Source organism: Myxococcus sp. CA051A (assembly GCF_013336705.1).
Lineage (GTDB): Bacteria > Myxococcota > Myxococcia > Myxococcales > Myxococcaceae > Myxococcus > Myxococcus llanfairpwllgwyngyllgogerychwyrndrobwllllantysiliogogogochensis.
Window position 1 is genome coordinate 58699 of sequence record NZ_JABUMS010000011.1, and the last position, 26039, is coordinate 84737.

The window sequence follows — 26039 nt, forward strand, 5'->3', positions numbered from 1 at the left end:
GGATTGCAAGAAGCGGCGCCCATCATGACCACCTCCACCGTTCTCGTCGTCGACGACGACCGCGCCAACCTCGACTCCGTGACGCGCATCTTCCAGCGGGAGAACATGGCCACGCTGTCCGCCGCCAACGGGACGGAGGCGCTGGAGATGCTGCGCCGTCCGGAAGTCACGGTGATGGTGACGGATTTGATGATGCCCGGCATGGACGGGCAGGAGCTGCTCCGCGCGGCGCGCACCATCCGCCCCGACGTGGAGGTGGTGCTGATGACCGCCTACGGCACGGTGGAGACGGCCGTGGCGGCGATGAAGGACGGCGCCTACGACTTCATCACCAAGCCCCTCAAGCGCCACGCGCTGGTGAAGGCGGTGCAGAAGGCGCTGGAGAAGCGGGCCCTCGTCTCGGAGAACCAGACGCTCAAGGCGAAGCTGGCGGAGATGAGCGCCGCGGGCGGGCGCACCATGGTGGGCCAGTCCCCCGCCTTCCGCGCCATGCTGGACACCATCCGCCAGGCGGCGCCCTCCACCGCCACGGTGCTGCTGCTGGGCGAGTCAGGCACGGGCAAGGAGCTGGCCGCGCGCTCGGTGCACGAGTACTCCAGCCGGGCCAAGGGCGCCTTCGTCGCCGTCAACTGCGGCGCGCTGCCGGAGAACATCCTGGAGGCGGAGCTGTTCGGCGTGGAGCGCGGCGCCTTCACCGGCGCGGTGGCCAGACGCGAGGGCCGCTTCGAGCGCGCCCATGGTGGCACCCTCTTCCTGGACGAAGTCGGTGAGATGCCGCTGCCCGCCCAGGTGAAGCTCCTGCGCGCGCTGGCCGAGGGCGAAATCGAGCGGCTGGGCGGCACGCAGATCGTGAAGGTGGACGTGCGGTTGGTGGCCGCCACCAACAAGGACCTCCAGAAGGAGGTGGCAGAGGGCCGCTTCCGCGAGGACCTCTACTACCGCCTCAACGTGGTGGAGATCCGCGTCCCCGCGCTGGCCTCGCGCCGGGAGGACATCCCCCTCCTGGCGGACGCGTTCCTGCGCCGCTTCGCCGCCAAGAACGGCAAGGTGCTGCGCGGCTTCTCTCCGGAGGCGCTCCAGACGCTGGAGAACTACGCCTGGCCCGGCAACGTGCGAGAGCTGGAGCACGCCGTCGAGCGCGCGGTGGTACTCGCGCGAGGCGAGGTGCTGGAGGCCAGCGACCTGCCCGAGTCGGTGCGCAAGGGCCCGCTCGGCGCCGCCTCCCAGCTGGTCATTCCCATTGGAACACCCATGGAAGAGGTGGAGCGCCGGGTGATCCACGAGACCTTGCGCCACACCAAGGGCGACAAGACGCTGGCCGCCCGGCTGCTGGGCATCGCGGCCCGCACCATCTACCGCAAGCTGGAGCGCGAGCAGTCCAACGGCGGCGAGCCCCCCGCCGGAAGCGAGGACTGACAGGCCGTCACAAAGGCCCCCACCTGGCTTTGACAATTTGTCCCAAGGCTCGGGGCAGCTCGCTCAGTCGCCCGGAGCTGTCCCTCATTCCGGAATAATTTCGAGCGCTTGGCCGTCCCCCTTGATTGGCCCCACTGGCCCGCGGTGGCACCTGGCTTGCTCTCCACGGGTTCGGCTTTCTCTCGGAAGCGTGATGGAACTCTTCTTTCGAAAATACTTTTGGACGGTGAACCTGCTGTTCGTCCTCCTCGTCGCGCTGCTGGCGGCGAAGACGGTGAACCTGTTCGTCGAGTCCGCCATCTCCCCGGTGCCCACGTCGGGGGCCGCCGCGCGCGCGCCCGCCAACGCCCGGCCAGCCCAGTCCGCACTGGCGCTGCCGGACATGGAGCAGTTGTCCCGGGTGACTGGCATCAAGATTCCGGAGCCGGAGGTCCCGGTGGCGGAACCCACCGCGCCTCAGGTCGACCCCAACGCGGCCCCCGTGAAGAGCGGCCTGCGCGTGAAGCTGCTGGGCACGCTCGTCGCGGGCAACCCCGACTGGTCCTTCGCCTCCATCCAGGACATGGTGACGCAGCGCTCGCAGACGTACATGGTGGGCAATGCCCTGCAGGGCGCCACCGTGCTCGAAATCGAGCGTGAGCGCGTCATCGTCCTCAATGGCGGCCGCAAGGAGTTCATCGACGGCAACCCGGGCGACGGCGCTCAGGCCTTCACGCCGCCCACGCCTCCGGTGGCGCAGGCGAACACCGCTTCCACCAGTGGCATCCGCGCCGTCAGCGACAACGAGTACGAAGTGCCTCGCGCGGAGATCGACAAGACGCTCAACAACCTCAACGACGTGGCCATGCAGGCGCGCATCGTTCCCGCCTTCAAGGACGGCCAGGCCGTGGGGTTCAAGCTCTTCTCCATCCGCCCGGACTCCATCTACTCGAAGATTGGAGTCCAGAACGGCGACGTCATCCGCCGCATCAACGGATTCGACCTCAACAGCCCCGAGAAGGCGCTCGAGGTGTATTCGAAGATGAAGGACTCATCCCGCATTGAAATCGAGATCGAGCGCAACGGCGCGCCGATCCGCAAGTCCTACAACGTCCGTTAAACCCCACGCCGCGCCCGCTCCTCCATGAAGACGCTCCCGTCCTGGATGCTCTGCCTGTGCCTCGCGCTCGCCGTCCCCGCGCAGGCGCAGCGCCGCCCCCCTCCGCCCGGCACCTCCGCGCCTTCAGCGCCGGGTGAGCGGACCATCACTCCCCAGTCGTCGCCCCCGGGCGCCGACGAGTCCAATCAGGGTTCCCGGCGTACGCCCACGTGCGAAGAGGCCCGGCGCAACGCGCGCTACGGCATCTACTTCGACAAGGTGGAGATCGAAAAGCTCGTCCAGACGGTCGCCGACGCCACCTGCCGCACGTTCATCCTTCCGGAGAACGTGCGCGGAAAGATTTCCATCATCGGCCCGGAGAACGGCCGCGTCGAAGTGGACGCCGACGCGTTCTACTCCGCCTTCCTGGCCTCACTCGACGCCAACGGGCTCGCCGCGTACCAGTACGGCCGGTTCATGAAGATCGTCGACAAGCGCTCGGCGAAGCAGAACCCCATCCCCACCATCGTCGAGGATGGCCAGCCGTACACGACCAACGAGCAGATGATCACCAAGCTGTTCCGCATCCGCAACGTGGAGGTGGAGCCCCTGCGCGGGGTACTGCAGCAGCTGGTCTCCAAGGACGGCGACACCATCCCGTATCCGCCGGACACCATCATCGTCAACGACGTGGGCTCCAACATCCACCGCCTGGAGCGCCTCATCGACCAGTTGGACACGCGCGCGGCCAGCGACGAGCTGCGGGTCATCCAGGTGCAGTACGCCTCCGCGCAGGACGTGGCCACCACGGTGCAGCGCCTCTTCGAGGCCAAGGGCGCCCGTCCCGGTCAGCGGCCCGGCACCTTCACGCAGGGCGTGCCGCCCGCCGGACAGCCCGGTGGTGAGGTGATTGCCCAGCCCGCCTCGGGCGGCCAGGAGGCCTCCGCCGGGCCGGTGACGCTGTCGCAGATCATCCCGGACGAGCGCACCAACAAGCTCATCATCGTGGCCAGCCCCGCCGCGTTCGAGCGCATCCAGGACATCGTCACGCAGATCGACATCCCCTCCGGCACGGGCGGTCGCATCAACGTCTACTACCTGGAGAACGCCAACGCGGAGGAGCTGGCCAGCACGCTCCAGTCGCTGGCCCAGGGCACCGCGAACCGGCCGCGCTCGCCGATGCCGAACATGCCCCAGGGCGCCCCGCGTCCCGCCGGCACCACCCAGGCCGCGGAGCTGTTCAGCGGCGAGGTGAAGATTTCGGCCGACAAGGGCACCAACTCGCTGGTCATCGTCGCCAGCCAGACGGACTACAAGAACATCGTCCAGGTCATCCAGCAGCTCGACACGCCCCGCCGCCAGGTGTTCGTCGAGGCCGTCATCATGGAGGTGAACCTGGACCGCAACGCCGAGTTCGGCGTCAACCTGCACAGCGGCTTCGCGCTCCAGACGGACCGCGGCGCGGCGCCCGGCCTGATTGGCACCAACAACGGCGGCCAGGGCCTTCCGCCCTCGCTGAGCCTTGCGAACCTGGCGTCCTTCGGCGGCTTCCTCGCGGGCCTTCAGGGTCCGGTGATTCCGGCGCTGGAGAAGCTGGGCCTGGACATCCCCGCCTTCGGCGTGGTGCTGCACGCGATGCAGCAGAGCTCCGACGTCAACGTGCTCTCCACGCCGCACATCCTCACCAGCGACAACGAGGAGGCGGAAATCACGGTGGGCCAGAACGTGCCCTTCCAGTCCGGCTTCTCGCCCTCCTCGCTGGGCTCCCAGGTGGGCGGCGCTGGCGGGGCGGCGGGTGGCCTCAATCCGTCGCTGCTCGCCGGTCTGGGCGGTCTGGGCTCGCTGTACGCGCCCATCCAGCGCCAGAACGTGGAGCTGAAGCTGACCGTCAAGCCGCAGATCAACGACAGCGACTACATCCGCATGGTCATCACGGAGCAGACGGAGGAAATCGCCTCCAATGACCCGGTGCTCGGTCCGACGACGAGCAAGCGCAGCGCGAAGACGACGGTCATCGCCAAGGACCAGGAGACGGTGGTGCTGGGCGGCATCATGCAGGACCGCACCATCGAGTCCGTCACCAAGGTCCCGGTGCTCGGCGACATCCCCATCATCGGCAACTTCTTCCGGGAGACGTCGCGCAAGAAGACGAAGACGAACCTGCTGCTGTTCCTGACGCCCTACATCATCCGGGGCCCGGAGGACTTCCGCACCATCTTCGAGCGCAAGATGAAGGAGCGGCAGCAGTTCGTGGAGCAGTTCTACGGCCAGGTGCCGGGCTACGACGTGGCGGTGGACTTCAGCCGCAAGCCCGGTCCGCTGTCGCGGATGAACCAGGCCGTCATCCGGGAGCGCAATCGCGCGGAGAACGGCGGCCCCGGGCTCCACGGGGAGAAGGTCATCGGTCCGAGCTCCTCCTCGCCTGCTCGCCAGGACTCCGCGCCGTCCACGCGGCCCACGCCTGCCCCGTCGCCTGAGCCGGAGGTGCGGGAAGTGGCTCCGCCCCCCGCGGGTTCCGAAGAGTCAGCCCCCGCGGCCCCGACGCCCGAAGCGCCGTCTCCGGAGTCCTCCGGAGACGCGTCGCCAGAGCGCCTGCGCATCCAGCCTGAATCGGGGAACTAAGAGCCCATGAACGTGACCGCCGACCCCACCCTCGCCACCGCCGCGCCCGGCGCGGCCACCGCCCGGAACGACTCCACCCAGGTCGTCGCCCACGGGCAGGCCTTCCTCTGCGGAAGGCCCCTGGGGGAAATCCTTCGCGCGCTCGTCCCCTCGCTCACCGAGGAGAAGCTCCACGAGGCGCTCGCCGCCCAGGAGGAGAAGGGTGGGCGCATCGGTGAGGTGCTGGTGGGCCTCAAGGCGGTCTCCGAGGAGGACGTCGTCAAGGCCCTGGGGCACCAGTTGGACCTGCCCTACCTGGCGCGCATCTTCACGGAGGAGGTGGACGCGGAGCTGGTCAAGCGCATCCCCATCAACTTCGCCAAGCAGTCGCACATCCTCCCGCTGTCCGTGGAGGGTGACGCGGTGGTGCTGGCGGTGGCGGACCCGCTGGACACGTCCACCATGGACCACGCGCGGCTGCTGTTGGGGCAGAGCATCAGCCCCCGGCTCGCGCTGGCCTCCACCATCACCGACGCCATCAACAGCGTCTATGACCGCTCCATCAACGAGGCCGAGCAGTTGGTCGACGAGATGGAGACGCAGGACCTGGACGCGCTCGCCCACGAGCTGGACGAGCCGCAGGACCTCCTGGACACGGACGACGAGGCACCGGTCATCCGGCTGGTGAACTCCGTGCTCTTCCGCGCCGCCAAGGAGCGCGCGAGCGATATCCACATCGAGCCCATGGAGCGCGAGCTGCTCGTGCGCTTCCGCGTGGACGGTGTGCTCCAGGAAGTCATCAAGCCGCCCAAGCGCTACCAGAACGCCATCGTCAGCCGCGTGAAGGTGATGGGGCAGCTCAACATCGCGGAGAAGCGCCTTCCGCAGGACGGCCGCATCCGCATCAAGCTGGCCGGCCGCGACATCGACATCCGTCTGTCCACCATCCCCACCACGAACGGGGAGCGCATCGTCATGCGTCTGTTGGACAAGACGGCGACGCTCCTGGACCTGGCGGAGATTGGCATGAGCCAGGTGACGCTCCACGCGATGGAGGCGGTCATCAAGCGCTCGCACGGCATCGTCCTCGTCACCGGCCCCACGGGCTCCGGCAAGACGACGACGCTCTACGGCGCCTTGTCGAAGATCAATACCTCCGACCTGAACATCCTCACCGTCGAGGACCCGGTCGAGTACCAGCTCAAGGGCATTGGCCAGATGGCCATCAACCCGAAGATCGGCCTCACCTTCTCCCAGGGCCTGCGCTCGTTCCTCCGCCAGGACCCGGACGTCATCATGGTGGGCGAGATTCGCGACAAGGACACCGCGGAGATCGCCATCCAGGCCTCCCTCACGGGCCACCTGGTGCTCTCCACGGTGCACACCAACGACGCCGCGGGCGCCGTCACCCGTCTGGTGGACATGGGCGTGGAGCCCTTCCTGGTGGCCTCGTCGCTCACCGGCATCCTCGCCCAGCGACTGGTGCGCCGGGTGTGCCCCGACTGCCGCGTGGCCTACCAGCCCACGGACGTGGAGCTGAAGGAGCTGGGGCACTCGCTGGCTTCGTTCAAGGCGCGCTACGGGACGGACCGCATCTACAAGGCCGTGGGCTGCCCCACGTGCAACCGCAACGGCTACCGCGGCCGCACGGGCATCTACGAGTTCCTGCCCGTGGACGACGACGTGCGCCAGTTGGTGCTGAAGAACGTGGACGCCTCCACCATCAAGAAGTCCGCCACGAGCAAGGGGATGATCACCCTGCTGGAAGACGGCGCGCGGAAGATTTCGCTGGGCGAGACGACCATCGCCGAAGTGCTGAGCATCACCCAGGAGGACATGTAACCGACAGCTCCTCCCTGGGAGGGGCCGGGGTCATCGAGCCATGCCGGTCTTCGAGTACAGAGGTCTCAATTCCGCGGGCAAGCAGATCAAGGGCCTGTTGGAAGCCGACTCGCCCAAGACGCTGCGCTCCAAGCTGCGCGCCGACGGCGTGTTCCTCACGGACGTGCTGGCCCAGGCGGAAGGCAGCCGGGGCGCGGTGTCCAAGGGCGCCAACGCGGCGCAGGTGTCGCGCGACATCGACCTGCGCAAGCTGGGCCGGGGCCGCGTCAACACCGACGACGTCGCCATCTTCACCCGGCAGCTGTCCACGCTGCTGGGCGCCGGCGTCACGCTGGTGGAGTCGCTCACCGCCCTGGTCGACCAGGTGGAGAAGGAGCGCTTCAAGCGCGCCCTCTCCGACATCAAGCAGCGCGTCAACGAGGGTTCGACGCTGGCGGACGCGCTCGCTCAGCACCCGAAAATCTTCCCCAACATCTACGTGAACATGGTGCGCGCGGGCGAGGCGTCCGGCGCGCTGGACGCGGTGCTCACGCGCCTGGCCGACTTCACGGAGAACCAGGCCCGGCTGCAGCAGAAGATCCTCAGCACCATGCTCTACCCCGCCATCATGATGGTGGTGGGCGGCGGCATCCTCGTGGCGCTGATGGTGTTCGTGGTGCCGAAGGTCACCAAGATCTTCGAGACGATGAAGGCGACGCTGCCGTTGAGCACGCGCATCCTCATCGCCACGAGCAACTTCTTCCAGAACTGGTGGTTCGTCGCCGTGCCGATGATGGCCCTGGGCGTGTGGCTCTTCATGCGCTGGACGAAGAGCCCCAAGGGCAAGCCGAAGTGGGACCGCTTCGTGCTGAAGGCGCCCGTCGTCGGCAGCCTCGTCCGCCTGCTGTCCATCTCCCGCTTCGCCCGCACGCTGTCCACGCTGCTCAAGAGCGGCGTCCCGCTGCTGGCGGCCATGGACATCGTCAAGGCCATCATGACGAATACCGTGCTGGCCGAAGTCATTGAAAAGGCCCGCGACTCCATCCGCGAGGGCGAGAGCATCGCCACTCCGCTCAAGCGCTCCGGGGAGTTTCCGCCGCTGGTGTACCACATGGTCGCCATTGGAGAGCGCTCCGGACAGCTGGAGGACATGCTCACCAACGTCGCGGACAACTACGAGACGCAGGTGAACGTGCGCATTGGCGCACTCACCTCGCTCCTCGAGCCCCTGCTCATCGTGGTGATGGGCGCGGTGATTGCATTCGTCGCCCTCTCCATCCTGTTGCCGATTCTCCAGGTGAACTCGGCCATCCGGTGAGGTGCCAGGGACATGACGAATGACACGCTCGACCGTTGGATTCAGCGCGCGACGCTCGCGGCGATGATTGCCCTCGCGGCGGCGCTGGTGACGGTGGGGGCCCGACTCTACGGGCCCCGAGCCCCCGTGCCGCCCGCAGGGGTGGTGGACGGGCCCCGGGCACCCTGACAGGAAGTCCTGAACACGATGCGGTGGCTTGCCAGAAAGTCACCCCGAGGTGAGAGCAGACATGAGCCAGAACACCCACTCGCAGCAGCGCCGCCGCCGCAACCGCCGCGGCATGACCCTCATCGAAATCATGGTGGTCATCACCATCCTCGGCCTCATCGCCGCCGCCGTCGGCGTGGCGGTGATTCCGCAGCTCGAGGCGGCCCGAAGGGACAGGGCCTCCCTGGACATCAAGAGCATCCAGGGCGCGCTGAAGCTCTATTACACGAAGAAGGGGAAGTACCCGGACACGTCCTCGGGCCTCAACGCGCTGGTGGAGACCCAGTCGCTGGAGCAGATGCCCAAGGATCCGTGGAACAACGACTACGTGTACCTGAACGAAGGCGGCAAGCCCGTCATCATCTCCTACGGCGCGGACGGCACCGCCGGCGGCGAGGGCAACGACGCGGACATCTCCTCCGCGGACGGCGCCTCCGCCAAGAACAAGTGAAGAAGTAGCGCACCCCGCGTGTTGACAGGGCTTCGGGTATGAACGTGCAAACCTCACTTCCATCCCAGATGCCCTCGCCCGCGGGGGCCCTGCGCCCCCAGACGAAGGGGCGGCTGCTGCTGGCGGCCATCTTCCTGGTGGCCACCGTGCTGGCGTTCGTCCTCGTCTACGTGACGGACGACCGCTCGCTGGTGCCGGAGCAGCGCCGGGCGCGCGGAGAGATTCGCAAGCTGGAGGGCCTGTTCAAGGCGCACAACCGGCTGATGGGGCGCTTCCCGTCGAAGGAGCAGGGCTTCACGCCGCTCATCGAGGCGAAGCTCATCGACTCCGTGCCGTTGGACCCGTGGGGTCACCCGTACGTCTACTGGATGGATGGCAGGAATGGCGCCGTCATCTCCTACGGGGCGGACGGCAAGAAGGGCGGCGTGGGGACGGACGCTGACCTGAGCAGCGGGGGCGTGCTGACGGACTGGGGGCAACCATGACGCGTGTCAGGACAGCGACCGGGCGGCGCACGCTCCACCGAGCCCAGCGCGGCCTGACGCTCATCGAGATCTCCATCGCCATCATCATCGTCGCGATGCTGTTCTCCGCGGCGGTGATGGGCATCGGCTCGCTCACGGGCGCCAAGGCCAAGGGCGCCGCGGGGGAGCTTGCGGGCACCATCCGCTCGCTCTACGACTCGGCGGCCCTGCGCGGCAAGACGTGCCGGCTCGTCTTCGAGATTCCGGACCCCAAGGAGGAGAAGGCCACGCGCTACCATGCCGAGTGCGCGGAGAGCGCGGTGACGACGGCCAGGGACCGCGACACCGCCCTGCGCGACGAGAACCGCGAGCGCGAGCAGGCCCGGCGCTCCAACCGGGGCAATACCCAGGGCAACGAGGAGCGCCGCAGCTACGTGGCCTCGGGCGGAGACGCGCCCAGCGCGCAGGAGCTGATGGACGGAGAGAAGGAGCGCGTGCAGAACGCGGCGCGTTTCTCCTCGTTCACCTCGGAGGAAGTGCCGGCCAGGGACCTGCCCGCGGACGTGCGCGTGTCGGTGTGGACGCGCCAGCAGAAGGAGGCCGTCGACAACGGCGTGGCGTACCTCTACTTCTTCCCGCAGGGGTACACGGAGAAGGCGTACGTGTACGTGAGCCAGGGCGACAACGCCTGGACGCTGGACGTGTCCCCGCTCACCGGCAAGGTGACCATCGCGAACGACGTGCTGGAGGTGCCGCGATGAGGCGCTCCTCGGGCTTCACGCTGCTGGAAGTCGTCGTGGCGCTGGCCATCCTGGGCCTCGCGTTGATGGCCATCTTCGACCTGAACGCGGGCGCGGTGTCCAACCACGTCTACACCAAGCGCCTCACGGTGGCCTCGCTCCTGGCGCGCGCGAAGATGACGGACGTGGAGCAGAAGCTCTACGACGACGGCTTCTCGCCCGACGACGACGAGGAGTCCGGCGACTTCTCCGACGAGGGCTGGTCCCAGTTCAAGTGGAAGGCGCGCATCATCGCCCCGAAGCTGGACGGCGTGTCGCCGGACCAGCTCATCGGCGCCCTCTTCAACCTGCCCATCGGCGGCGGGGACTCGGATGACCCGATGAGCGGCATCGCCAGCCTGTTCGGCGGAGGTGCCGGTGGCGGCAAGGACGGCGCCTCTGGTGGACCGCAGCCCGCGGGCGGAGGCCTGGGGGGCGCGGCCATGGGCATGGCGCAGCCCATGTTCACGCAGATGGTGCAGCAGCTCACCCAGACGGTGCGCGAGGTGCACCTCACCGTGTACTGGCAGGAGGGCACCCAGTTGGAGAGCATCGACCTGGTGACGCACGTGGTGTCGCTCGGGCCGGGCTCGGACCGCAACGGCGGCTTCACGGCCACGCAGGGCACCACGCCGGGCGCCGACAACCAGTGGGTGGACCCCGACAGCCCGGGGATGATCGTGCAGAACCCCATCCCCGGCCCCAACGGCACCATGCTCCATCCGGAGACGCGCAAGCCGCTGATGCGCCGCTCGGAGTGGCTGCAGCGCGCCAATGGCGGCAGCCAGCCGCAGCGAGGCGGCGGTAACGGCGGCGTCGTTCCCACCCCGGGCGGCGGCATCTTCGGAGGCGGTCGTCCGTCGATTCCGAACTTCCCCGGCATGCAGCAGAGGAACGACCGATGAGGACCGGGCGCGCGCGCGGCTTCACGCTGATGGAGGTCATGGTGGCGGTGGCCATCACCGCCCTGATGGGCACGGTGGTGGCCATGGCCTTCCAGACGGGCCTGACGGCGAAGGAGTCTGTGGAGGAGGACGCGGACCGCTACCGGCAGGTCCGGGTGGCGATGAACCGGATGGCCCGGGAGATTGGCTCCGCGTACGTGAGCGACAGGTTCGACCTGAAGCGCTTCCGCGACCAGCAGGACCGCCCCACCAACTTCGTGGGCGAAAGCGACCGACTGCTGTTCACCACGTTCGCCCACCAGCGGCTGTACACGGACGTGAAGGAGTCCGACCAGGCGGTGGTGGAGTACTTCCTGGAGGCCTCCGACGACCGGGCCGCCAAGGGCCGCGTGGACCTCAAGCGCCGCGTGAATCCCAACGTGGATGACCGCATGGACCGGGGCGGCACGACGGACGTGCTGTTCGAGGGCGCCAAGAAGCTGGAGTTCGAGTACTGGAACTCCGAGAAGAAGGAATGGGATGACGAGTGGGACACCCGCCGCACGGAGCAGAAGACCATCCTGCCCACGCGCGTGCGGATGTCGATTACCGCCGTGGACGAGACGGGCAAGGAGGCGCGCTACTCCACCCAGGCGCGCATCATGTTGAACACCGAGCTGCCGAGGTACTGATGCCCCTGCCCTTCTTCCAGCAGACGCCCCGGCGGCGCCGTCCCAGTCCGCCCACGTCCGGAGCCGCGCGCGGCCCTGGTGGGGAGCGGCGCCCGCGTGGCGTGGCGCTCATCATCGCGGTGGTCTCCATCGCGCTCCTGACGGTCATCGCCACCGAGTTCGCCTACAACAGCCGGGTCGATCTCCAACTCGCGGCCAATCAGCGGGACGAGGTGCGCGCGTATTACATGGCGCGCTCGGGAGTGGCGCTGTCGCGGCTCCTGCTTCGCTTCCAGAAGCAGGTGGACCAGACGCCCATCCCCAACCCCGCGTCGCTGCTGGGCAGCCTGATGGGCAACCAGGGCAATCAGGGCAACACCCCGCAGCCGACGTCGCTCAACCTCCAGCTCTGGAAGATGGCGCGGGTGGACTGCCACATGCTCAAGGGCATGGTGAAGAGCGAGGGCCTGGAGCCCGAAAACGATGCTCCGCCGCTGGCCCCCGTGGACGAGGACGACCCGAACTTCGACATGAAGGACGGCGAGGACCCGGCGTCGCGGGAGATGTCGCAGCAGATGACGCGCCGCTCGTTCGGCGGCTTCGAGGGCTGCTTCCTGTCCACCATCTCCGACGAGGAGGAGAAGCTCAACGTGCACCGGCTGGTGGCGGGCGCGGGCGACGCGCTTCCCACGGCGCTGCGGATGTTGGACATGCTCGAAGACAAGCGCTTCGAGTTCCTCTGGGAGCGCGACGACGCGAACAAGGTCCGCGGCAATCCGCGGGAAGTGATGCTGGCCATCAAGGACTGGGCGGACGACGACGAGACGGGCTCCACCATCAACCCGGCGGACCCCGTCAACCCCATGCCCTCCGGATTCTCCGATGAGGGCTCGCCCTACAGTCGCTACGAGCCGAGCTACGAGCCGAAGAACGCGCGCTTCGACAGCATCGACGAGCTGTACCGGGTGCACGGGGTGAATGACCAGTTCATGTCGGCGTTCCGTGACAGGCTCACGGTGTACCCGGACATCAACTCCCGGCCCAACATCAACACGGATGACCCGGTGATGATGGGGCTGGCCATCATGTCCGTGGCGGACCCGGCCCGGCCGGACCCGCGATTGAAGGACCCGGTGTTCCTCAACGAGCTCATCACCCGCATCCGCAGCGCGCGCATGTTCAGCTTCTTCGGCATGGGCGTGCAGGACTTCGTCGCCGTGGTGGAGAGCGCGGGCATCGTGGTCAATCCCGCCGTGAAGTCCAACGTGGCGGGCAATCGCCTCATCGGCGACAAGAGTCAGACGTTCACCATCAAATCCGTGGGAGAGGCGGGCAACGTGCAGAAGACGCTGACCGCAGTGGTCCGGCTGGACGACACGCTGGGCAGGCTCCTGTACTGGAGAGAGGAATAGCATGGCCCGCATTCTTGGCCTCGACTTGGGCAGCCACTCCGTGAAGGGCGTGGTGCTGGAGGCGCGGACGAAAGGACACGCCACCCGGAGCTACGTGGAGGTGCGCCGCGCCCAGGAGGGCGAGCGCGCCGACACGCTGCGCGCCGCGGTGCAGGAGCTGATTGGCAAGCTGCCACCGGGTCACGCCGACCAGGTCGTGGTCGCCCTGCCCGGCCCCGCGCTCATCACCCACTCGCTGAGCCTGCCGTTCTCCGACGGGAAGCGGATTGAAGCGACGCTGCCCTTCGAGATTGGCAGCCTGCTCCCGTTCGACATCTCCGACGTCGTCTACGACTACCAGGTCGTGGGCCAGAAGGAGACGGACGGCAAGGAGAAGGCCAGCGACCTGCTGGTGGGCGTGGTGCGCAGGGCGGAGCTGAAGTCGCTGCTCGACCTGCTGGGCGAGCTGAAGGTGGACCCGCGCATCGTCACGCACCCGGCGCTGGCCTACCAGAACATGCTCCAGCAGGCCGCCAGCCTCTTCGAGGGCAGCGGCGAGGGCGGCGTGGTGGCCGTGGTGGACATGGGCCACGAGCGCACCTCGGTGGCCATTGGCCGGCCGGGCACGGGCGTGCAGTTCGCGCGCACCTTCGCGGGCGGCGGCAAGGACTTGAGCAAGGCGCTGGCGACGGAGTTCCAGACCTCGCTCACCGAAGCGCATCACTGGAAGGAGCAGCACGGGGCCATGGCCAGCGCGGCGCAGGGGCCGGACGCGGAGCGCGCGGCGGCGGCCTTCGTGCGCGGGCTCCAGCCGGTGCTGCGCGAGCTGCGCCCCACCCTGAAGGCCTACACGGCGCGCAGTCGCCAGCAGGTGGGCGCGCTGGTGCTGTGTGGCGGCTCGGCGCGGATGCCGGGCCTGGCGGAGCAGCTCTCCCGGGACTTGAACCTGCCGGTGCGAGTGCTGGCGCTTCCCGCGGACACCTCGGAAGCGGTTCCCTCCGCGGAGCAGCCGTCCGCCGCGCAGGCCTACGCGCTGGCGCTGCGAGGCAACGCCACGGGCGCGCGTGCGCCGCGCTTCAACTACCGACGCGACGACCTCGCCTTCAAGGGCGACTTTGACTACGTGAAGGACAAGCTGGGCCTGCTGGCGTCCTTCGCCGCCACGCTCTTGCTCTTGCTCATCGCCTTCGGCGTGGTGCGCAACTCCGTGCTGTCGCGGCGCGAGGCGCAGGTGGACGCGGCGCTGTGCGAGACGACCCAGCGCATCCTCGGCAAGTGTGAGAAGGACTACAACCGCGCGCTGAACCTGCTCAAGGGCGTGGAGAGCCCGGCGGCGGCGCTGCCCCGGATGTCCGCGGTGAACCTGCTCGCGGAGGTGACGCAGAAGGTGCCCACGGACCTGCCGGTGAAGTTCGACCGAATCCAGATCGACACGGACCGCGTCATCCTCCAGGGAGAGACGGACTCCTCCAAGCAGGTGGATACGCTGTCCAACGCGCTCAAGAACCACGCGTGTTTCAAGGAAGTGAAGCAGGGCAAGGTGGAGCGCACCCGCGACGGGCAGAAGGTGACGTTCCGCCTGGACGTGCAGGTGCAGTGCCCTGGTGCGGAAGGGGGGGAGAGCTAGTCATGGCCAGGCTTCAGGAAGTGCTCGCGCCGGTGCAGACGTGGTTCGAGCGGTTGAGTGACCGTGAGCGGCGGATGGTGTCCATCGCCGGCGCGGCGGTGGCGGTGTTCGTCGTGTTCGCGGTGCTGATGACGTTCGCCAACACCGCGTCCGGCTACCGCAAGCGCACGCAGGACAAGCTGGCGAAGCTGCAGGAGGTGCAGGCGCTGGCGGCCAGCTATCGCGAGGCGCAGGCGTCGCGGCAGGCGGTGGAGACGCAGCTGACGTCCAGCAACGTGCAGCTCATCACCTACATCGAGGACAAGGCCACGGCGGCCGGGCTCCAGGTGCCCAACATGACGCCCAAGGGCGACGTGGGCGTGGGTGACGGGAAGATCATGGAGAGCTCGGTGGAGCTGACGTTCTCCGACGTGGACCTGCGCAAGCTCACGGACTTCATGCGCACGGTGGAGAGCGGTCCTGGCGTGGTGAAGGTGAAGTACCTGCGCATCGAACCGAGGCCGAACGACACGCTGACGGCGTGGACCACCGTGGCCACCTACCGGATGAAGCAATAACCCATGTCCTCTGACACCAAGCTCGCGCGCTGGAAGATCATCCTGGGCTACGGCGCGTTCGCGCTCGTGGCCTTCATCCTCTGCCTGCTCATCACCTTCCCGTACGACACGGTGCGCACGCGCCTCGTCTCGGAGGCCGCGCAGGCGGGGCTCGCCGTGCGCATCGGCTCGTTGAGGCCGGGGCTGGCGGGTGTCACCGCCACCAACGTGCGGGTGAGCAAGCCGCCCCAGCCGCTGAGCGCGGAGACGCTGGCGATGCTCGTCAGCGGCGAGGGCACCCTGCCGGGCGCCGCGGAGCTGGGCGAGGCGGTGGTCATCGACAGCGTGGCGGTGCGCCCCACCCTCTTCCCGCCGGGGCTGGCCATTCGCGCCAACGCACTGGGTGGAACGGTGGCGGGCTCCATGGGCTGGCTGGGCGACATGAAGGTCCGCGCGGAGCTGGACGGGCTCAAGGCCAGTGGTGGCAACCTGCCGGCCTTCCTCGGGATGGACCTGGATGGCGAGCTCAATGGCGTGCTGGCGCTGACGCTGCCCAAGGGCAAGAGCCCGGAGCCGGACCTGTCCCAGGCGAACGGCGAGCTGACGCTCGACTCACAGGGGCTCATCATCAAGGGCGGCAAGGCGTCCATCCCCATGGGCGGTGGCAACTCGATGCCCATGGAGCTGCCGCAGGTGGCGCTCGGCGCGCTGGTGGGCCGCATCAACTTCGAGAAGGGCCTGGGCACGGTGCAGGAGCTGCGGCTGAAGGGCGAGGACGTGGAGGCGCTGGCCACCGGCACGCTGAAGCTGGGCAAGCGGCTGGAGTACAGCGAGCCCGCCATGGATGTGAATCTCCGGCTGGACCCGGAAGCGCAGAAGCGGCTGGGCCTCCTGGCGGCGGGAATCACCATCTTCCCCCCGGACAAGAAGGACCCGAGCTTCCGGGCGGCCAGGCTCGGCGGCTTCCTCAACCGGCCCACCTTCCTGCCCCGTCGGTAGCACGCGGCACCTGGGGGCGCGCCCAACCCGACGCGTGGGGTTGAAGTCAGCGCGCCGGGACGTGTAAAGCGCGGGCGCACAGGAGGGTCGTGGATGCCGGAGCTGGTGTTTTTTCGTCGTGGCGAGGAGGTGTTGAGGGTGGGCGTGGACCGGGCACGGTTGGTGCTCGGGCGCGGCGAGCAGAGCGACGTCGCCATTCCGGACCCGGAGGTGAGCCGTCAGCAGGTGGCGCTGCTGTGGGACGGGACGCGGTGCCGGGTGCAGGACCTCTCCGGCAAGGGCACCGTGGTGGGCGGCACGTCCGTCACCGACGCCGAGCTGCCCGACGGCGCCGACCTGGTGCTCGGTCAGTGGCGCGCGGTGTTCCGCCTGAGCGGCGGCGGCGAGGGCGCGGATGTCGCCACCGAGGTGGGCCACACCACGTCCATCCAGAAGGACGCGCAGGTGCCGCGCTGGCAGCCGGCGCAGGTGCGCGTGAAGCAGGGCCTGAACGAGTCGGTGCACCGGCTCACCGGGGACAGCTTCACGGCGGGCAAGGACGCGGGCTGTGACCTGGTCCTCCAGGACCGGTTCGCCTCCAGCAAGCACCTGAAGGTGACGCGGCGGGAAGGCACGTTCCACGTCGTGGACCTGCGCTCCACCAACGGCACGTGGCTGGGGCCGGTGCGGCTGTTCGAGGCGGAAGTCACGCTGCCCACCACGCTGCGGGTGGGCGAGACGGAGCTGGTGCTGGAGGTGGCGGCGACGGGGTCCAAGAAGGAAGTGGCCTCCTTCCACGGCATCATCGGCAACGACACGGCGGTGAAGGGGCTGGCGGACCTCATCGAGCGCGTGGCGCCCTCCACGGCGGCCGTGACGATTCTGGGCGAGTCCGGCACGGGCAAGGAGCTGGTGGCGAAGGCCATCCACCAGTGCTCACAGCGGGCGAACAAGCCGCTGGTGCCAGTGAACTGCGCGGCCATCTCCAAGGAGCTCATCGAGAGCGAGCTGTTCGGCCACGAGAAGGGCTCCTTCACGGGCGCGGCGAACGCGCGCAAGGGCGCCTTCGAGGAGGCCGACGGCGGCACCCTCTTCCTGGACGAGATTGGCGAGCTGCCGCTGGACCTGCAGGCGAAGCTGCTGCGCGCGCTGGAGAGCGGAGAAATCAAGCGCGTGGGCGCCAGCCGGCCCATGCACGTGGACGTGCGGGTGGTGGCGGCGACGAACCTGGACCTGCTGGCGGCGGCTCGCGAGGGCAAGTTCCGCGAGGATTTGTACTACCGCCTCTGCGTGATTCCGTTGCACCTGCCGCCCCTGCGCAGCCGCAAGAGTGATTTGCCCGCGCTGGCCGAGCACTTCGTGAAGGTGTACGCGCCGCGAGGGCAGACGGTGAGCTTCTCGGCGGCGGCGGTGGAGCGGCTCCGCGGACACATGTGGCCGGGCAACATCCGCGAGCTGCGCAACGTGGTGCACCGCGCGTTGTTGTTCCGCAAGGGCCCGGTCATCGACGCGGCGGACCTGACGTTCGACCAGGAGATGAACAAGGAGACTGGCATCGCGGTGCCGGAGCTGCCTCCTGGGATGACGCTGGAGCAGATGCTGGAGAAGCTGGAGCGGCAGATCGTCGAGGCCGCGCTGCGCCGGTACAACAACAACCGCGAGCGCGTGGCTCGCGAGCTGGGCGTGGCTCGCTCCACCCTGTTCAAGCGCCTGAAGGACTGGGGCCTGACGAAGCAGGACGAGCAGGAGTAGCGCCCGCGACAGCCCCGCCCTTCAGGCGTCATGAAGGGCGGGCGCACCGTGTCGCGGGGCCCGTCGAGCATCAACACCGCGAATCGCTCGGACCGCGGCGCCGCATCGACGTGCGTGTGGAACCGTTCCCGTTTGACGACGCCCAACCCCGAGTCGGCGACGATGACGATGTCCGTCGAAGCCGTCGCGAGATCGACCTCGAGGGGCGGAATCCGGAACGAGTCCCCGCCCACCACCCAGCCTCATCTTCTTGTCCATCCACGACCTTCCTCCGTGGATGACACGGAGCCAGGCGGCGTTCGACCCGGCCGTCAGCCCCCCCGTGAACCCCGCCCACGTCCCGCGCCACGCGGCCCCAGGACACCGTGAGCCTACCCACCTTCATGCCCTGAAGTACGAGCAGAAACCCGGCGCCGGGCTCCTGTCCGTACCGACAGATGCGCGGTGGAAAAATCCCACCGCCACGGGCCGATAGACCCTTTTCGCGACCGGTTCGTTCCAAAGGAGGTCCCCGCTGGGGTGTTCAGGAGCCCACCCGTGATGCACGCCGCAGTCATCGACCTTCCGCCACTGACCCAGCTCTACAACGAGCACCGTGCCCGCGCCCTCGCCATCGCCCGCCGCATCGTCGGCGACGCGGACGATGCGGAGGACGTGGTGCAGGACGTCTTCGCCCGACTCGCCTGGAAGTCTCCTGGCTACGGCGGACGCGCGGCCTGGACCACGTGGCTCCACCGCGTCATGGTCAACAGCAGCATCAACTGGCTGCGCGCACGCAAGCGCCGCGAGCGACTCAGCCTGGAGCCATCCGAGCCCCTCACGCCCGAAGTCCAGGCCGTGGGCGCGGAACTGGAGCGCCACTTCACCGACGCCATGCAGGAAATCAACGAGCAGCAGCGCCAGGTCCTCCACCTGCGCGAGGTGCGCGGTCTCAGCTACCCGGAAATCGCCCGCCTGCTGCGCATCCCCGAAGGCACCGTGAAGAGCACCCTGCACCGCGCCCGGCAGCGCACCTTCGGCCTCATGGAAGAGCGCGGCCACCACCCCTGAGGCCCACGGCGCTACTCCAGCGCCCGAAGCTGGAGCTTCTCCCGAGCCTCCAGCCACGACGCGGGAATCGCCGCCCTGCCCGTGACGAGCACGACGATGCCGCCCACCATGGCGCACGTCGTGTCCATGTCGCCCCGCCCGGACACCGTGGACCACAACGCGTCCTCGTAGTGCTCCAGGTGCCGCACCGCGCACCACACCACGAAGGGCACCGTGTCCTCCGACAACACCTGGAAGCCACTGCCCAGCTCCTTCGCCGCCGCCGTCGGCGTCGTCTCCAGAGACCAGCCCCGAGCCTTCTCCAGCCCGCGCCGCGTGGCCCCGTTCGGCGTGTACTCCAGCACCACGTCGAAGAGGTTGCGCGCACGCCCGCGCGTCGCCGCGTCCTGACACGCCCACGCCGCCGCCACCGCGACGGCCACGGCGCCCGCCTGTCCATCTGGATGGTAGTGCGTCACCTCCGCGGAGAGCCGCGCCTCGTCCGCCGCGCGCCGCAAGTCGCCCGCGAAGTAGGCACCCAACGGCGCCACGCGCATCGCCGCGCCGTTGCCCTTGGACCCCGTGCCGTCGAAGACCTGGGACGACGCGGGCAGCCAGTGCATCCCCAGGTGGATGCGCTCGAGGATATCCAGCGCCGTGCCGCCATAACCCCGGTAGCGGTTGGCGCGGTAGCGCTTGCCGAAGAGCTGCGCGAGCCTCTCCTGCTCCACCTGCCCATGCTCGTCGAGCACCTGGACGATGGAGAGCGCCATCTCCGTGTCGTCCGTGTACGGCCACGGAGGGGAAGGCGGCCTGCGCGCCTCCACCCACTCCGCCACCAGGCTCCGCGCCGCGAAGAACCGCTCGCCAAAGCCATCCCCCACGGAGAGCCCCTCCAACGACAACAGGGCTCGCGACATCCGCTCCGCGTGGTCCGCCGGTCTGCCAGTCGAGGACATGGCGCCAGTCAACACCCGGCGCCACCTTCGTGTCAAATCGACACTATTCGACTACTCGTCACCCTTCGCGCCGACGAACTGGTCACCCTTGTCCTTGAAGAGGACGTTGAAGTTGGTGAGCGAGCCGTAGACGCGGGTGATGTAGCTCTGCATCTCCACCTTCTCCGCATCGGACAGCTTCGGATGGGCGTTGAGCTTCTGCTCGAGCACTCGGAGCCTGTCGCGCACCATCACGACCTTGTGGAACAGGCTGTCGATGGGCAGGTCCTTGGCCTGCAGCTCCGGGTTGCCCGGAACCAGGCGCACCATGCCGCCCTCCCACTTGCCAGCGAGCGGGGGCGCGTCGGTCAGGCCGGACGCCTCCCGGAAGATGTCCATCAACTCTTCACGCGTCATGTTCAGCCCTTCCAGGTCCACGACTTCATTGGGGTCCACCCGGCGGCGAATCACCACCGGGGCCACGCTGCGCGCGGTCCGCTCGCGCGAAGCAGAATGCGCCGCCGGGGCCACGGCCGTGCCTCGGGGCGCGTACTTGTCACAGATGGGGGCGGACGGAGGGAACATGCCCCGCGAGGACTGGAGCCGACACGGCCCCACCCAGCCCCGGCGCTCATCCACCGAGTGAGGGCTCCACAGCTTGCAGTTGCCGCACACCTGCTCTTCCGGCCGGAAGGTGGGCAGGGGCGGAGCGGCGTCCGCCGGGTCTGTCATCAGCGCGTCTCCCCCGCGACCTTCGGGCCCTTGCGCACGCCCAGCTCCCTCAAGAGCGTGTCCGCGTTCTCCACCTGGTCCAACATCCACAAGACATACCGCACGTCCACGTTGACGTTGCGGGCCACGTCCGGGTTGTAGCCGAAGTCGTTGGCCACGTTCTCCCAGACGCGGTCGAAGTTGACGCCCACCAACTGCCCCTTGCCGTTCACCGTGGGGCTGCCGGAGTTGCCACCCGTCGTGTCCGCGTCCGCCAGGAAGTTCACCGGCACGTCCTTCAGCTTCTTGTCCGCCCACGCGCCAAACCGCTTGGACTCGGCGACCTTCGACACGCGCTCCGGCACGTCGAAGGGCTCCTCGCCGGTGTGCTTGGCGAGCATGCCCGTAAGCGTCGTTTGCGGCGTGTACACCGCGCCGTCTCTCGGCGAGTAGCCCTGCACCTTGGCGAACGTCACGCGCAGCGTCCCGTTCGCATCCGGCGCCACGGGCTTGCCCGCATGCGCCAGCACCGCCTTGCGCCAGTCCGGACGCAGCCGCAGCGACATGCCCTGGCGACGGTCTCCCACGTCGTCCAGCGCCTCCAGCTCCCGCGCCAGGTCCGCGCCGAACGCCAGCATCGGGTCCTTGCGCGCCTCCAGCTGCGCGACCGTCTCCGTCGCCATCTTCATGCGCTCGGACAGCGTCAGCACCTGGGTGACGGCATAGAGCGCGTCCACCTTCGCGGCGACGTCCTTCTCCACGAACACCTTGCCGAAGTGCTTGTCCACGGCGGCGATGCGCTCGTCCGCGCCCAGTGCCTGCGCGCGCCGCACGTAGGCCATGAGCAGCCGCTTCTCCGCCGGCAGGAACACGTTCTTCTGCTCGCGCTCCAGGCGGTCCTTGATGCGGGCCTGCTCGCGCTCCATGTACTCCGGGCGGCGCTCCAGGTCCGGCTTCGCGCGCTCCGCGGCCAGCCGCGACAGCGTCACCGCCAGCGCGGGGCCTCGGGCCAGCCGAGGAGTCGACCCGAGCAGGAACTCGCGCTCGAACACCTTCGTGTTCGCCTTCTGCTCGGCCAGCAGCGCGTCGCGGGCCGTCAGGGCGCTCGCCCACTTCGCGCTGTTCTTGCCGGCCCAGGCCGCCACGTCCGCTTCGGACTGGTGCTGCTTCTCCACCAGCTTCCCGCGCTTGAGACCCGCGAGCTGCCCGCCCGCGTTCTTGTGCACGTTGTGCAGGCTCTTGACGGTGGACGCGACGGCGATCTTCCCGGCCGGGTCCTTGTCACCTTCTTCCTCCAGGATGCGGATGGCTTCGCCGAACACGTCGCGCATGCGCGGGTAGAGCCGCGACTGGCGCTCCGCCATCTCCTCCGCGAGCAGCGCGCGGTAGGTGCGGCCCGGGTAGCCGAGCACCATCACGAAGTCGCCCGGCTTCACGCCCTCGGTGGCCAGCGGGAAGAAGAACTCCGCCTTGAACGGCACGTTCTTCTCGCTGTACGGCGCCGAGGCCCCATCCGGCGCGGTGTACGCGCGGACGATGGCGAAGTCACCGGTGTGGCGCGGCCACATCCAGTTGTCCTCCTCGCCGCCGTACTCACCCACCGCGCGCGGCGGCGCGTAGACGAGCCGCACGTCCACCAGCTCCACCGCGTCCACCAGCGTGTAGTTGACGCCGCCGTCGAACGTGGACACCTGGCAGCGCGTGGCGGGGCGCTTCTCGCACTCGGCCACCAGCTCCTTCTGCTTGCGCTCGATGGCCTTGTAGCGGACCAGGTCGTCCGCGCCCTGCGGCACCGCGGCGAGCACCTGCGCCGTCACGTCCGTGAAGCTGCGGGGCACCTGCACCCGCGCGCCCTTTCCGGGCAGCTCGTCCTTGCGCTCCGAGGCCAGGAACCCCTGGGTGATGAGGTCCCTCTGGGGCGTGCTGTGCTCCTGGATGACGCCGAAGGCACAGTGGTGGTTGGTGATGACCAGGCCCGTGGAGGAGATGAAGGCGCCGGTACACCCACCCACGTTCACCGCGCCCGCGAGCAGGCCGGTGCCACGCTTGGGGTCCCAGAGCTTCCGGGGAGAGACCTGGAGCCCCTGGGCGCGAAGCCACGCCGGGTCCAGGTCCAGCACCTGCTGGGGGGTCCACTTCCCTTCCCCGGCCAGAGCCGGGGCAGCCACGAGCGAGAGCAGGAGCAGCGCTTTCTTCATGGAGAACTCCCTACCCCGTCCGGCGCCCGGAGGCGACCCCCTCGGAGGGTCCGACGCTGCGCGGCAAGCCAGGAGTTTCCCGGGAAGAGGGACCGAGCTTAAGTGTTGGGGTGTCTGATGGAGGGGAGGCCCGGAAAACGATGAGGACCGCCAGCGGAGCAAAGCTCGACCTCGGCCGCCTGGCCCTCCTGCTCGCCATGCTGGGAGTGGGTTGGTATTTCTGGGACTCGCCCGTCCTGTGGCCCCTCAAGGTGCTGGTGGTGATGATGCACGAGAGCGGGCACGCGCTCGCCACCCTGCTGCTGGGTGGGTCCGTGGACCGCATCCACCTGATGGCCGACCAGGGGGGCCTGTGTATGTCCCGCCTCCCACCGGGCGTGCTGCGACAGGTCGTCCTGTACTCGGGGGGCTACCTGGGGAGCGCGGTGGCCGGGGCCGGGCTGCTGATTGCCACCTTCCGGTTCCAGCTCCGCCGGGGCGTCCTCGTGGCCGCCTCCGCGTGGCTCGTCATCATGGGCCTGCTGTACGCGGGCGACATGTTCACCCTGGCCTTCTGCGTGGGCACCGCGGTGGTGATGGGCGCGTGCGCGAAGTGGCTGCCGGATGGCGCGGTGGACCTCCTGAACCTCTTCATCGCCGCCTTCACCGCGCTGTACGCGGTGTTCGACCTCCGCGATGACCTCTGGAACAGCACCGTGCGCGCGCAGAGCGACGCGGCGCTGCTCGCCGACGTCACCTACGTGCCCTCCATCGTGTGGGCCGCCTTGTGGACGCTGCTGGCCGTGGGCCTGCTGGTCGTCGCCGCGTACTGGTCCCTCCACGCCCGGCCCCGGGGCATCCAGATGCCCCCGGTGGGCACCCGGGCCCGTCGGGCCTGAGCCGCCACTTCACACTCCGCTGCAAACGCAACATTGAAACAATTACAGAACACCTACTAGAGTGGGTCGGGTCGTACTCCCGCTCGAGAGGTGTTCCATGAGAAGCGTCGTACTCAGCGTCGTCGTGGCGGTCCTGGCGGCATGTGGCACGGGCCCCGAAGAGACGTCCGCCCGGGAACTCGGTGTCCAGCGCTCCGCGGTCAACATCACCGTGGAGGACCAGATTGTCACCCGCCTGCCGAGCGCCTCGGGAGCCACCCTCGGGTATTCCGAGTACCTGCCTCCGGGCTACCTGACGTCGACCCAGAGCTACCCGGCCATCATCCACCTCAACGGCATGGGAGAGCTGGGTCGGGCGACGACGGAGGCGGAGCTGTACGCCATCACCACGAGGCACGGCGCGCTCGCCAACATCCGCGCGAGCGCCACGTGGAAGACGTACTTCGGCAACAAGCAGGTGATGGTCTTCACGCCGCAGAGCCTGGACAACTACTCGCCCACGGAGCTTCGTCCGTTCGTGCAGTTCATCGTCGCCAACTACCGCGTCGACCCCACGCGGGTGTACCTGACGGGCCTGAGCATGGGCGGCTGGGGGACGTGGCGGTACGCGAACCTGTATGGCGCGGAGCTGGCGGCCATCGCCCCCTTCGCCACCAACATCGGAGCGCCGGGCAACACGCTCACCACGCTCAAGGACGTGCCCATCTGGGCCTCCAGCAGCTACAACGAAATCGCCGCGCAGCAGGCCTGGCTGGTCAGCTACACCAAGAACTACGACGTGTCGCAGGTGGTGAACATCTCCAACACCTCGCAGAAGCTGACGTACCTGTTCGACAAGACGACGAAGCAGTGGACGTCGCAGGCGGGCGCCGTGAGCACGGGGACGGCCATCGCCCGGTTCATCGTGATTCCCGGCTCGGACCACACCGGTTGGTCGGAGTCCTACGGCACGCAGGCGTTCTGGGACTGGATGCTGGCGCAGCAGCGCGGCACGACGCCGCCTCCACCCACCCAGTACACGCTCACCGTCAACAGCGGCGCGGGTGACGGCCAGTATGTGAGCGGCACGCAGGTCACCCTCACCGCCGACGCTCCGGCCCCTGGCTACGTGTTCGACCAGTGGACCGGCGCCACGGTGGCCAGCACCACCTCCGCGACCACGACCCTGACGATGCCCGCGGCGGCCACCACCGTCACCGCGACCTACCGCGTGTCCTCGCCCACGCAGTACACCCTCACCGTCAACAGCGGCTCGGGCGACGGCCAGTACACGAGCGGCACGCAGGTCACCCTCACCGCCGACGCTCCGGCCGCTGGCTACGTGTTCGACAAGTGGACCGGGGCCACGGTGGCGAACCTGACGTCCGCGACCACGACCCTGACGATGCCCGCGGCGGCCACCACCGTCACCGCGACCTATCGCGTGTCCTCGTCGGGCCTGCCCATCACCACCGAGGACCAGCTCGTCGGCCGGCTGACGAGCGCCACGGGCGCGCCGTACGCCTACGCGGAGTACCTGCCGCCGGGCTACCTGACGTCTCCGACGACGACCTATCCGCTGGTGCTCCAGCTCCACGACTCCGGGGAGATGGGCACCACGAGCACCGAGGCCCAGTTGGTGGAGGTGGTGTCCCGCTACGGCCCGCTCAAGCTCATCCGCGACAACGCCACCTGGAAGACGTACTTCGGCACGAAGCAGGCCATGGTCTTCGCACCGCGCGCCTCCGCGAACTGGGACGCCACGCAGCTCAACGCCCTGGTCGACTTCATCATCGCCAACTACCGCGTGGACCCGTCGCGCATCTACGTCACGGGCCGCGTCCTCGGCGGCTCCGGTGCGTGGAATTATGGCCACAGCCACGGCAACCGCATCGCCGCGCTCGCGCCCGTGGGCGCGAACCTGGGCGGCCCCGGCCCCGCGCTCACCCAGTTGGTCAACGTCCCCGTGTGGATGGTGGACGCCTGGCAGACAGCCGACGCGTGGACGGCCCAGCACTCCTGGTTGCGCGGCCTGACGAAAGCGTATGGCTGGGACCAGTACCTGACCTTCGCCGCGCCCGCCGCGACGCTCACGTACGTGTTCAACGCCACCAACGACACCTGGTCCACCCAGACGGGAGCCCACGGCGCGGGGACCTCTCCCCTGCGCTTCACCGTGCACCCCCAGGGCACCGACTTCGGCACGCCCACGTACGAGCACGTCGCCTTCTGGGATTGGATGTTCGCCCAGCAAAGACAGGCTGGATTCTTCCATCCGCGCCTGAATTGACCCCCTGAGCGAAGGCCTGCTCATTCCAAGGCGACGGTCATC

The 26039-nt window shown here is 68.6% G+C and carries 22 protein-coding genes; 19 read left to right on the forward strand and 3 right to left on the reverse strand.

The features are described 5' to 3' along the window. Window positions 1-24 precede the first annotated feature (24 nt). From HUA74_RS29015 to HUA74_RS29095, 17 genes are all read left to right on the forward strand, one after another. Window positions 25-1416, forward strand: a complete 1392-nt coding sequence (locus HUA74_RS29015) for a sigma-54 dependent transcriptional regulator (RefSeq protein WP_141647404.1) — start codon at window positions 25-27, stop codon at window positions 1414-1416. Window positions 1417-1609: 193 nt separating this feature from the next. Continuing rightward, window positions 1610-2515 carry a type II secretion system protein GspC gene (gene gspC / locus HUA74_RS29020; RefSeq protein WP_174457158.1) on the forward strand — a complete coding sequence of 302 codons (906 nt, stop codon included), beginning with the start codon at window positions 1610-1612 and terminating at the stop codon, window positions 2513-2515. 24 nt (window positions 2516-2539) lie between these two features. Then, window positions 2540-5116, forward strand: a complete 2577-nt coding sequence (gene gspD / locus HUA74_RS29025; protein WP_174457159.1) for a type II secretion system secretin GspD — start codon at window positions 2540-2542, stop codon at window positions 5114-5116. A 6-nt stretch (window positions 5117-5122) separates the two neighbouring features. Then, entirely contained in the window at window positions 5123-6937 is a 1815-nt protein-coding gene (gspE, locus tag HUA74_RS29030; protein ID WP_141643871.1) for a type II secretion system ATPase GspE, read from the forward strand. A 40-nt stretch (window positions 6938-6977) separates the two neighbouring features. Further along, on the forward strand, window positions 6978-8234 hold the full coding sequence (gspF, locus tag HUA74_RS29035; protein ID WP_141643870.1) for a type II secretion system inner membrane protein GspF: 1257 nt from the start codon (window positions 6978-6980) through the stop codon (window positions 8232-8234). 12 nt (window positions 8235-8246) lie between these two features. Continuing rightward, window positions 8247-8402 carry a hypothetical protein gene (locus tag HUA74_RS29040; RefSeq protein ID WP_174457160.1) on the forward strand — a complete coding sequence of 52 codons (156 nt, stop codon included), beginning with the start codon at window positions 8247-8249 and terminating at the stop codon, window positions 8400-8402. 61 nt (window positions 8403-8463) lie between these two features. Next, entirely contained in the window at window positions 8464-8892 is a 429-nt protein-coding gene (gspG, locus tag HUA74_RS29045) for a type II secretion system major pseudopilin GspG (RefSeq protein ID WP_141643869.1), read from the forward strand. Window positions 8893-8930: 38 nt separating this feature from the next. Further along, the gene (locus HUA74_RS29050) at window positions 8931-9377 is read left to right on the forward strand and encodes a type II secretion system protein GspG (protein WP_141643868.1); all 447 of its coding nucleotides are present in this window, start codon (window positions 8931-8933) and stop codon (window positions 9375-9377) included. Further along, on the forward strand, window positions 9374-10117 hold the full coding sequence (locus HUA74_RS29055; protein ID WP_174457161.1) for a prepilin-type N-terminal cleavage/methylation domain-containing protein: 744 nt from the start codon (window positions 9374-9376) through the stop codon (window positions 10115-10117). The genes HUA74_RS29050 and HUA74_RS29055 overlap by 4 nt, the downstream gene beginning before the upstream one ends. Further along, a complete protein-coding gene (locus HUA74_RS29060; RefSeq protein ID WP_174457162.1) occupies window positions 10114-11040 on the forward strand; it encodes a prepilin-type N-terminal cleavage/methylation domain-containing protein in 927 nt (308 codons plus the stop codon). Before HUA74_RS29055 ends, HUA74_RS29060 begins: the two co-directional genes overlap by 4 nt. Further along, complete coding sequence (locus HUA74_RS29065; protein WP_141643865.1) at window positions 11037-11711, forward strand: type II secretion system protein J; 675 nt, start codon at window positions 11037-11039, stop codon at window positions 11709-11711. Before HUA74_RS29060 ends, HUA74_RS29065 begins: the two co-directional genes overlap by 4 nt. Continuing rightward, complete coding sequence (locus tag HUA74_RS29070) at window positions 11711-13102, forward strand: general secretion pathway protein GspK (protein ID WP_141643864.1); 1392 nt, start codon at window positions 11711-11713, stop codon at window positions 13100-13102. Before HUA74_RS29065 ends, HUA74_RS29070 begins: the two co-directional genes overlap by 1 nt. A gap of 1 nt (window position 13103) precedes the next feature. After that, window positions 13104-14708, forward strand: a complete 1605-nt coding sequence (gene pilM, locus HUA74_RS29075) for a pilus assembly protein PilM (RefSeq protein WP_174457163.1) — start codon at window positions 13104-13106, stop codon at window positions 14706-14708. Window positions 14709-14710: 2 nt separating this feature from the next. Beyond that, a complete protein-coding gene (gene gspM / locus HUA74_RS29080) occupies window positions 14711-15265 on the forward strand; it encodes a type II secretion system protein GspM (protein WP_141643862.1) in 555 nt (184 codons plus the stop codon). Window positions 15266-15268: 3 nt separating this feature from the next. Then, entirely contained in the window at window positions 15269-16243 is a 975-nt protein-coding gene (gene gspN, locus HUA74_RS29085; RefSeq protein WP_141643861.1) for a type II secretion system protein GspN, read from the forward strand. Window positions 16244-16336: 93 nt separating this feature from the next. Further along, the gene (locus HUA74_RS29090; RefSeq protein ID WP_141643860.1) at window positions 16337-17974 is read left to right on the forward strand and encodes a sigma 54-interacting transcriptional regulator; all 1638 of its coding nucleotides are present in this window, start codon (window positions 16337-16339) and stop codon (window positions 17972-17974) included. Window positions 17975-18514: 540 nt separating this feature from the next. Continuing rightward, complete coding sequence (locus HUA74_RS29095) at window positions 18515-19024, forward strand: RNA polymerase sigma factor (protein WP_141643873.1); 510 nt, start codon at window positions 18515-18517, stop codon at window positions 19022-19024. 11 nt (window positions 19025-19035) lie between these two features. Here HUA74_RS29095 and HUA74_RS29100 read toward each other — a convergent pair whose 3' ends face one another. The 3 genes from HUA74_RS29100 to HUA74_RS29110 are packed head-to-tail and all read right to left on the reverse strand — an operon-like array spanning window position 19036 to window position 22850. Beyond that, window positions 19036-19962, reverse strand: coding sequence for an ADP-ribosylglycohydrolase family protein (locus HUA74_RS29100; RefSeq protein WP_217443593.1), 927 nt, complete (start codon window positions 19960-19962; stop codon window positions 19036-19038). Window positions 19963-20013: 51 nt separating this feature from the next. After that, window positions 20014-20673: a hypothetical protein gene (locus tag HUA74_RS29105; protein WP_174457164.1), complete on the reverse strand. Its 660-nt coding sequence runs from the start codon at window positions 20671-20673 to the stop codon at window positions 20014-20016. Then, window positions 20673-22850: a S46 family peptidase gene (locus tag HUA74_RS29110; RefSeq protein WP_174457165.1), complete on the reverse strand. Its 2178-nt coding sequence runs from the start codon at window positions 22848-22850 to the stop codon at window positions 20673-20675. The genes HUA74_RS29105 and HUA74_RS29110 overlap by 1 nt, the downstream gene beginning before the upstream one ends. Before the next feature lie 140 nt (window positions 22851-22990). Between HUA74_RS29110 and HUA74_RS29115 the strand changes: the two genes are divergently transcribed. Next, window positions 22991-23728, forward strand: coding sequence for a M50 family metallopeptidase (locus HUA74_RS29115; RefSeq protein ID WP_141643856.1), 738 nt, complete (start codon window positions 22991-22993; stop codon window positions 23726-23728). A gap of 97 nt (window positions 23729-23825) precedes the next feature. Beyond that, window positions 23826-25997 carry a PHB depolymerase family esterase gene (locus tag HUA74_RS29120; protein WP_174457166.1) on the forward strand — a complete coding sequence of 724 codons (2172 nt, stop codon included), beginning with the start codon at window positions 23826-23828 and terminating at the stop codon, window positions 25995-25997. Window positions 25998-26039: the final 42 nt, after the last annotated feature.

Coding starts and splice junctions, on each gene's coding strand:
- gspD (WP_174457159.1), top strand. CDS start 2,540: ATGAAGACGCTCCCGTCCTGGATGCTCTGCCTGTGCCTCGCGCTCGCC.
- HUA74_RS29015 (WP_141647404.1), top strand. CDS start 25: ATGACCACCTCCACCGTTCTCGTCGTCGACGACGACCGCGCCAACCTC.
- HUA74_RS29060 (WP_174457162.1), top strand. CDS start 10,114: ATGAGGCGCTCCTCGGGCTTCACGCTGCTGGAAGTCGTCGTGGCGCTG.
- gspN (WP_141643861.1), top strand. CDS start 15,269: ATGTCCTCTGACACCAAGCTCGCGCGCTGGAAGATCATCCTGGGCTAC.
- HUA74_RS29070 (WP_141643864.1), top strand. CDS start 11,711: ATGCCCCTGCCCTTCTTCCAGCAGACGCCCCGGCGGCGCCGTCCCAGT.
- HUA74_RS29115 (WP_141643856.1), top strand. CDS start 22,991: ATGAGGACCGCCAGCGGAGCAAAGCTCGACCTCGGCCGCCTGGCCCTC.
- gspE (WP_141643871.1), top strand. CDS start 5,123: ATGAACGTGACCGCCGACCCCACCCTCGCCACCGCCGCGCCCGGCGCG.
- HUA74_RS29110 (WP_174457165.1), bottom strand. CDS start 22,850: ATGAAGAAAGCGCTGCTCCTGCTCTCGCTCGTGGCTGCCCCGGCTCTG.
- HUA74_RS29105 (WP_174457164.1), bottom strand. CDS start 20,673: ATGACAGACCCGGCGGACGCCGCTCCGCCCCTGCCCACCTTCCGGCCG.
- HUA74_RS29100 (WP_217443593.1), bottom strand. CDS start 19,962: ATGTCCTCGACTGGCAGACCGGCGGACCACGCGGAGCGGATGTCGCGA.
- gspG (WP_141643869.1), top strand. CDS start 8,464: ATGAGCCAGAACACCCACTCGCAGCAGCGCCGCCGCCGCAACCGCCGC.
- HUA74_RS29090 (WP_141643860.1), top strand. CDS start 16,337: ATGCCGGAGCTGGTGTTTTTTCGTCGTGGCGAGGAGGTGTTGAGGGTG.
- HUA74_RS29055 (WP_174457161.1), top strand. CDS start 9,374: ATGACGCGTGTCAGGACAGCGACCGGGCGGCGCACGCTCCACCGAGCC.
- gspC (WP_174457158.1), top strand. CDS start 1,610: ATGGAACTCTTCTTTCGAAAATACTTTTGGACGGTGAACCTGCTGTTC.
- gspM (WP_141643862.1), top strand. CDS start 14,711: ATGGCCAGGCTTCAGGAAGTGCTCGCGCCGGTGCAGACGTGGTTCGAG.
- HUA74_RS29095 (WP_141643873.1), top strand. CDS start 18,515: ATGCACGCCGCAGTCATCGACCTTCCGCCACTGACCCAGCTCTACAAC.
- HUA74_RS29040 (WP_174457160.1), top strand. CDS start 8,247: ATGACGAATGACACGCTCGACCGTTGGATTCAGCGCGCGACGCTCGCG.
- HUA74_RS29120 (WP_174457166.1), top strand. CDS start 23,826: ATGAGAAGCGTCGTACTCAGCGTCGTCGTGGCGGTCCTGGCGGCATGT.
- pilM (WP_174457163.1), top strand. CDS start 13,104: ATGGCCCGCATTCTTGGCCTCGACTTGGGCAGCCACTCCGTGAAGGGC.
- gspF (WP_141643870.1), top strand. CDS start 6,978: ATGCCGGTCTTCGAGTACAGAGGTCTCAATTCCGCGGGCAAGCAGATC.
- HUA74_RS29050 (WP_141643868.1), top strand. CDS start 8,931: ATGAACGTGCAAACCTCACTTCCATCCCAGATGCCCTCGCCCGCGGGG.
- HUA74_RS29065 (WP_141643865.1), top strand. CDS start 11,037: ATGAGGACCGGGCGCGCGCGCGGCTTCACGCTGATGGAGGTCATGGTG.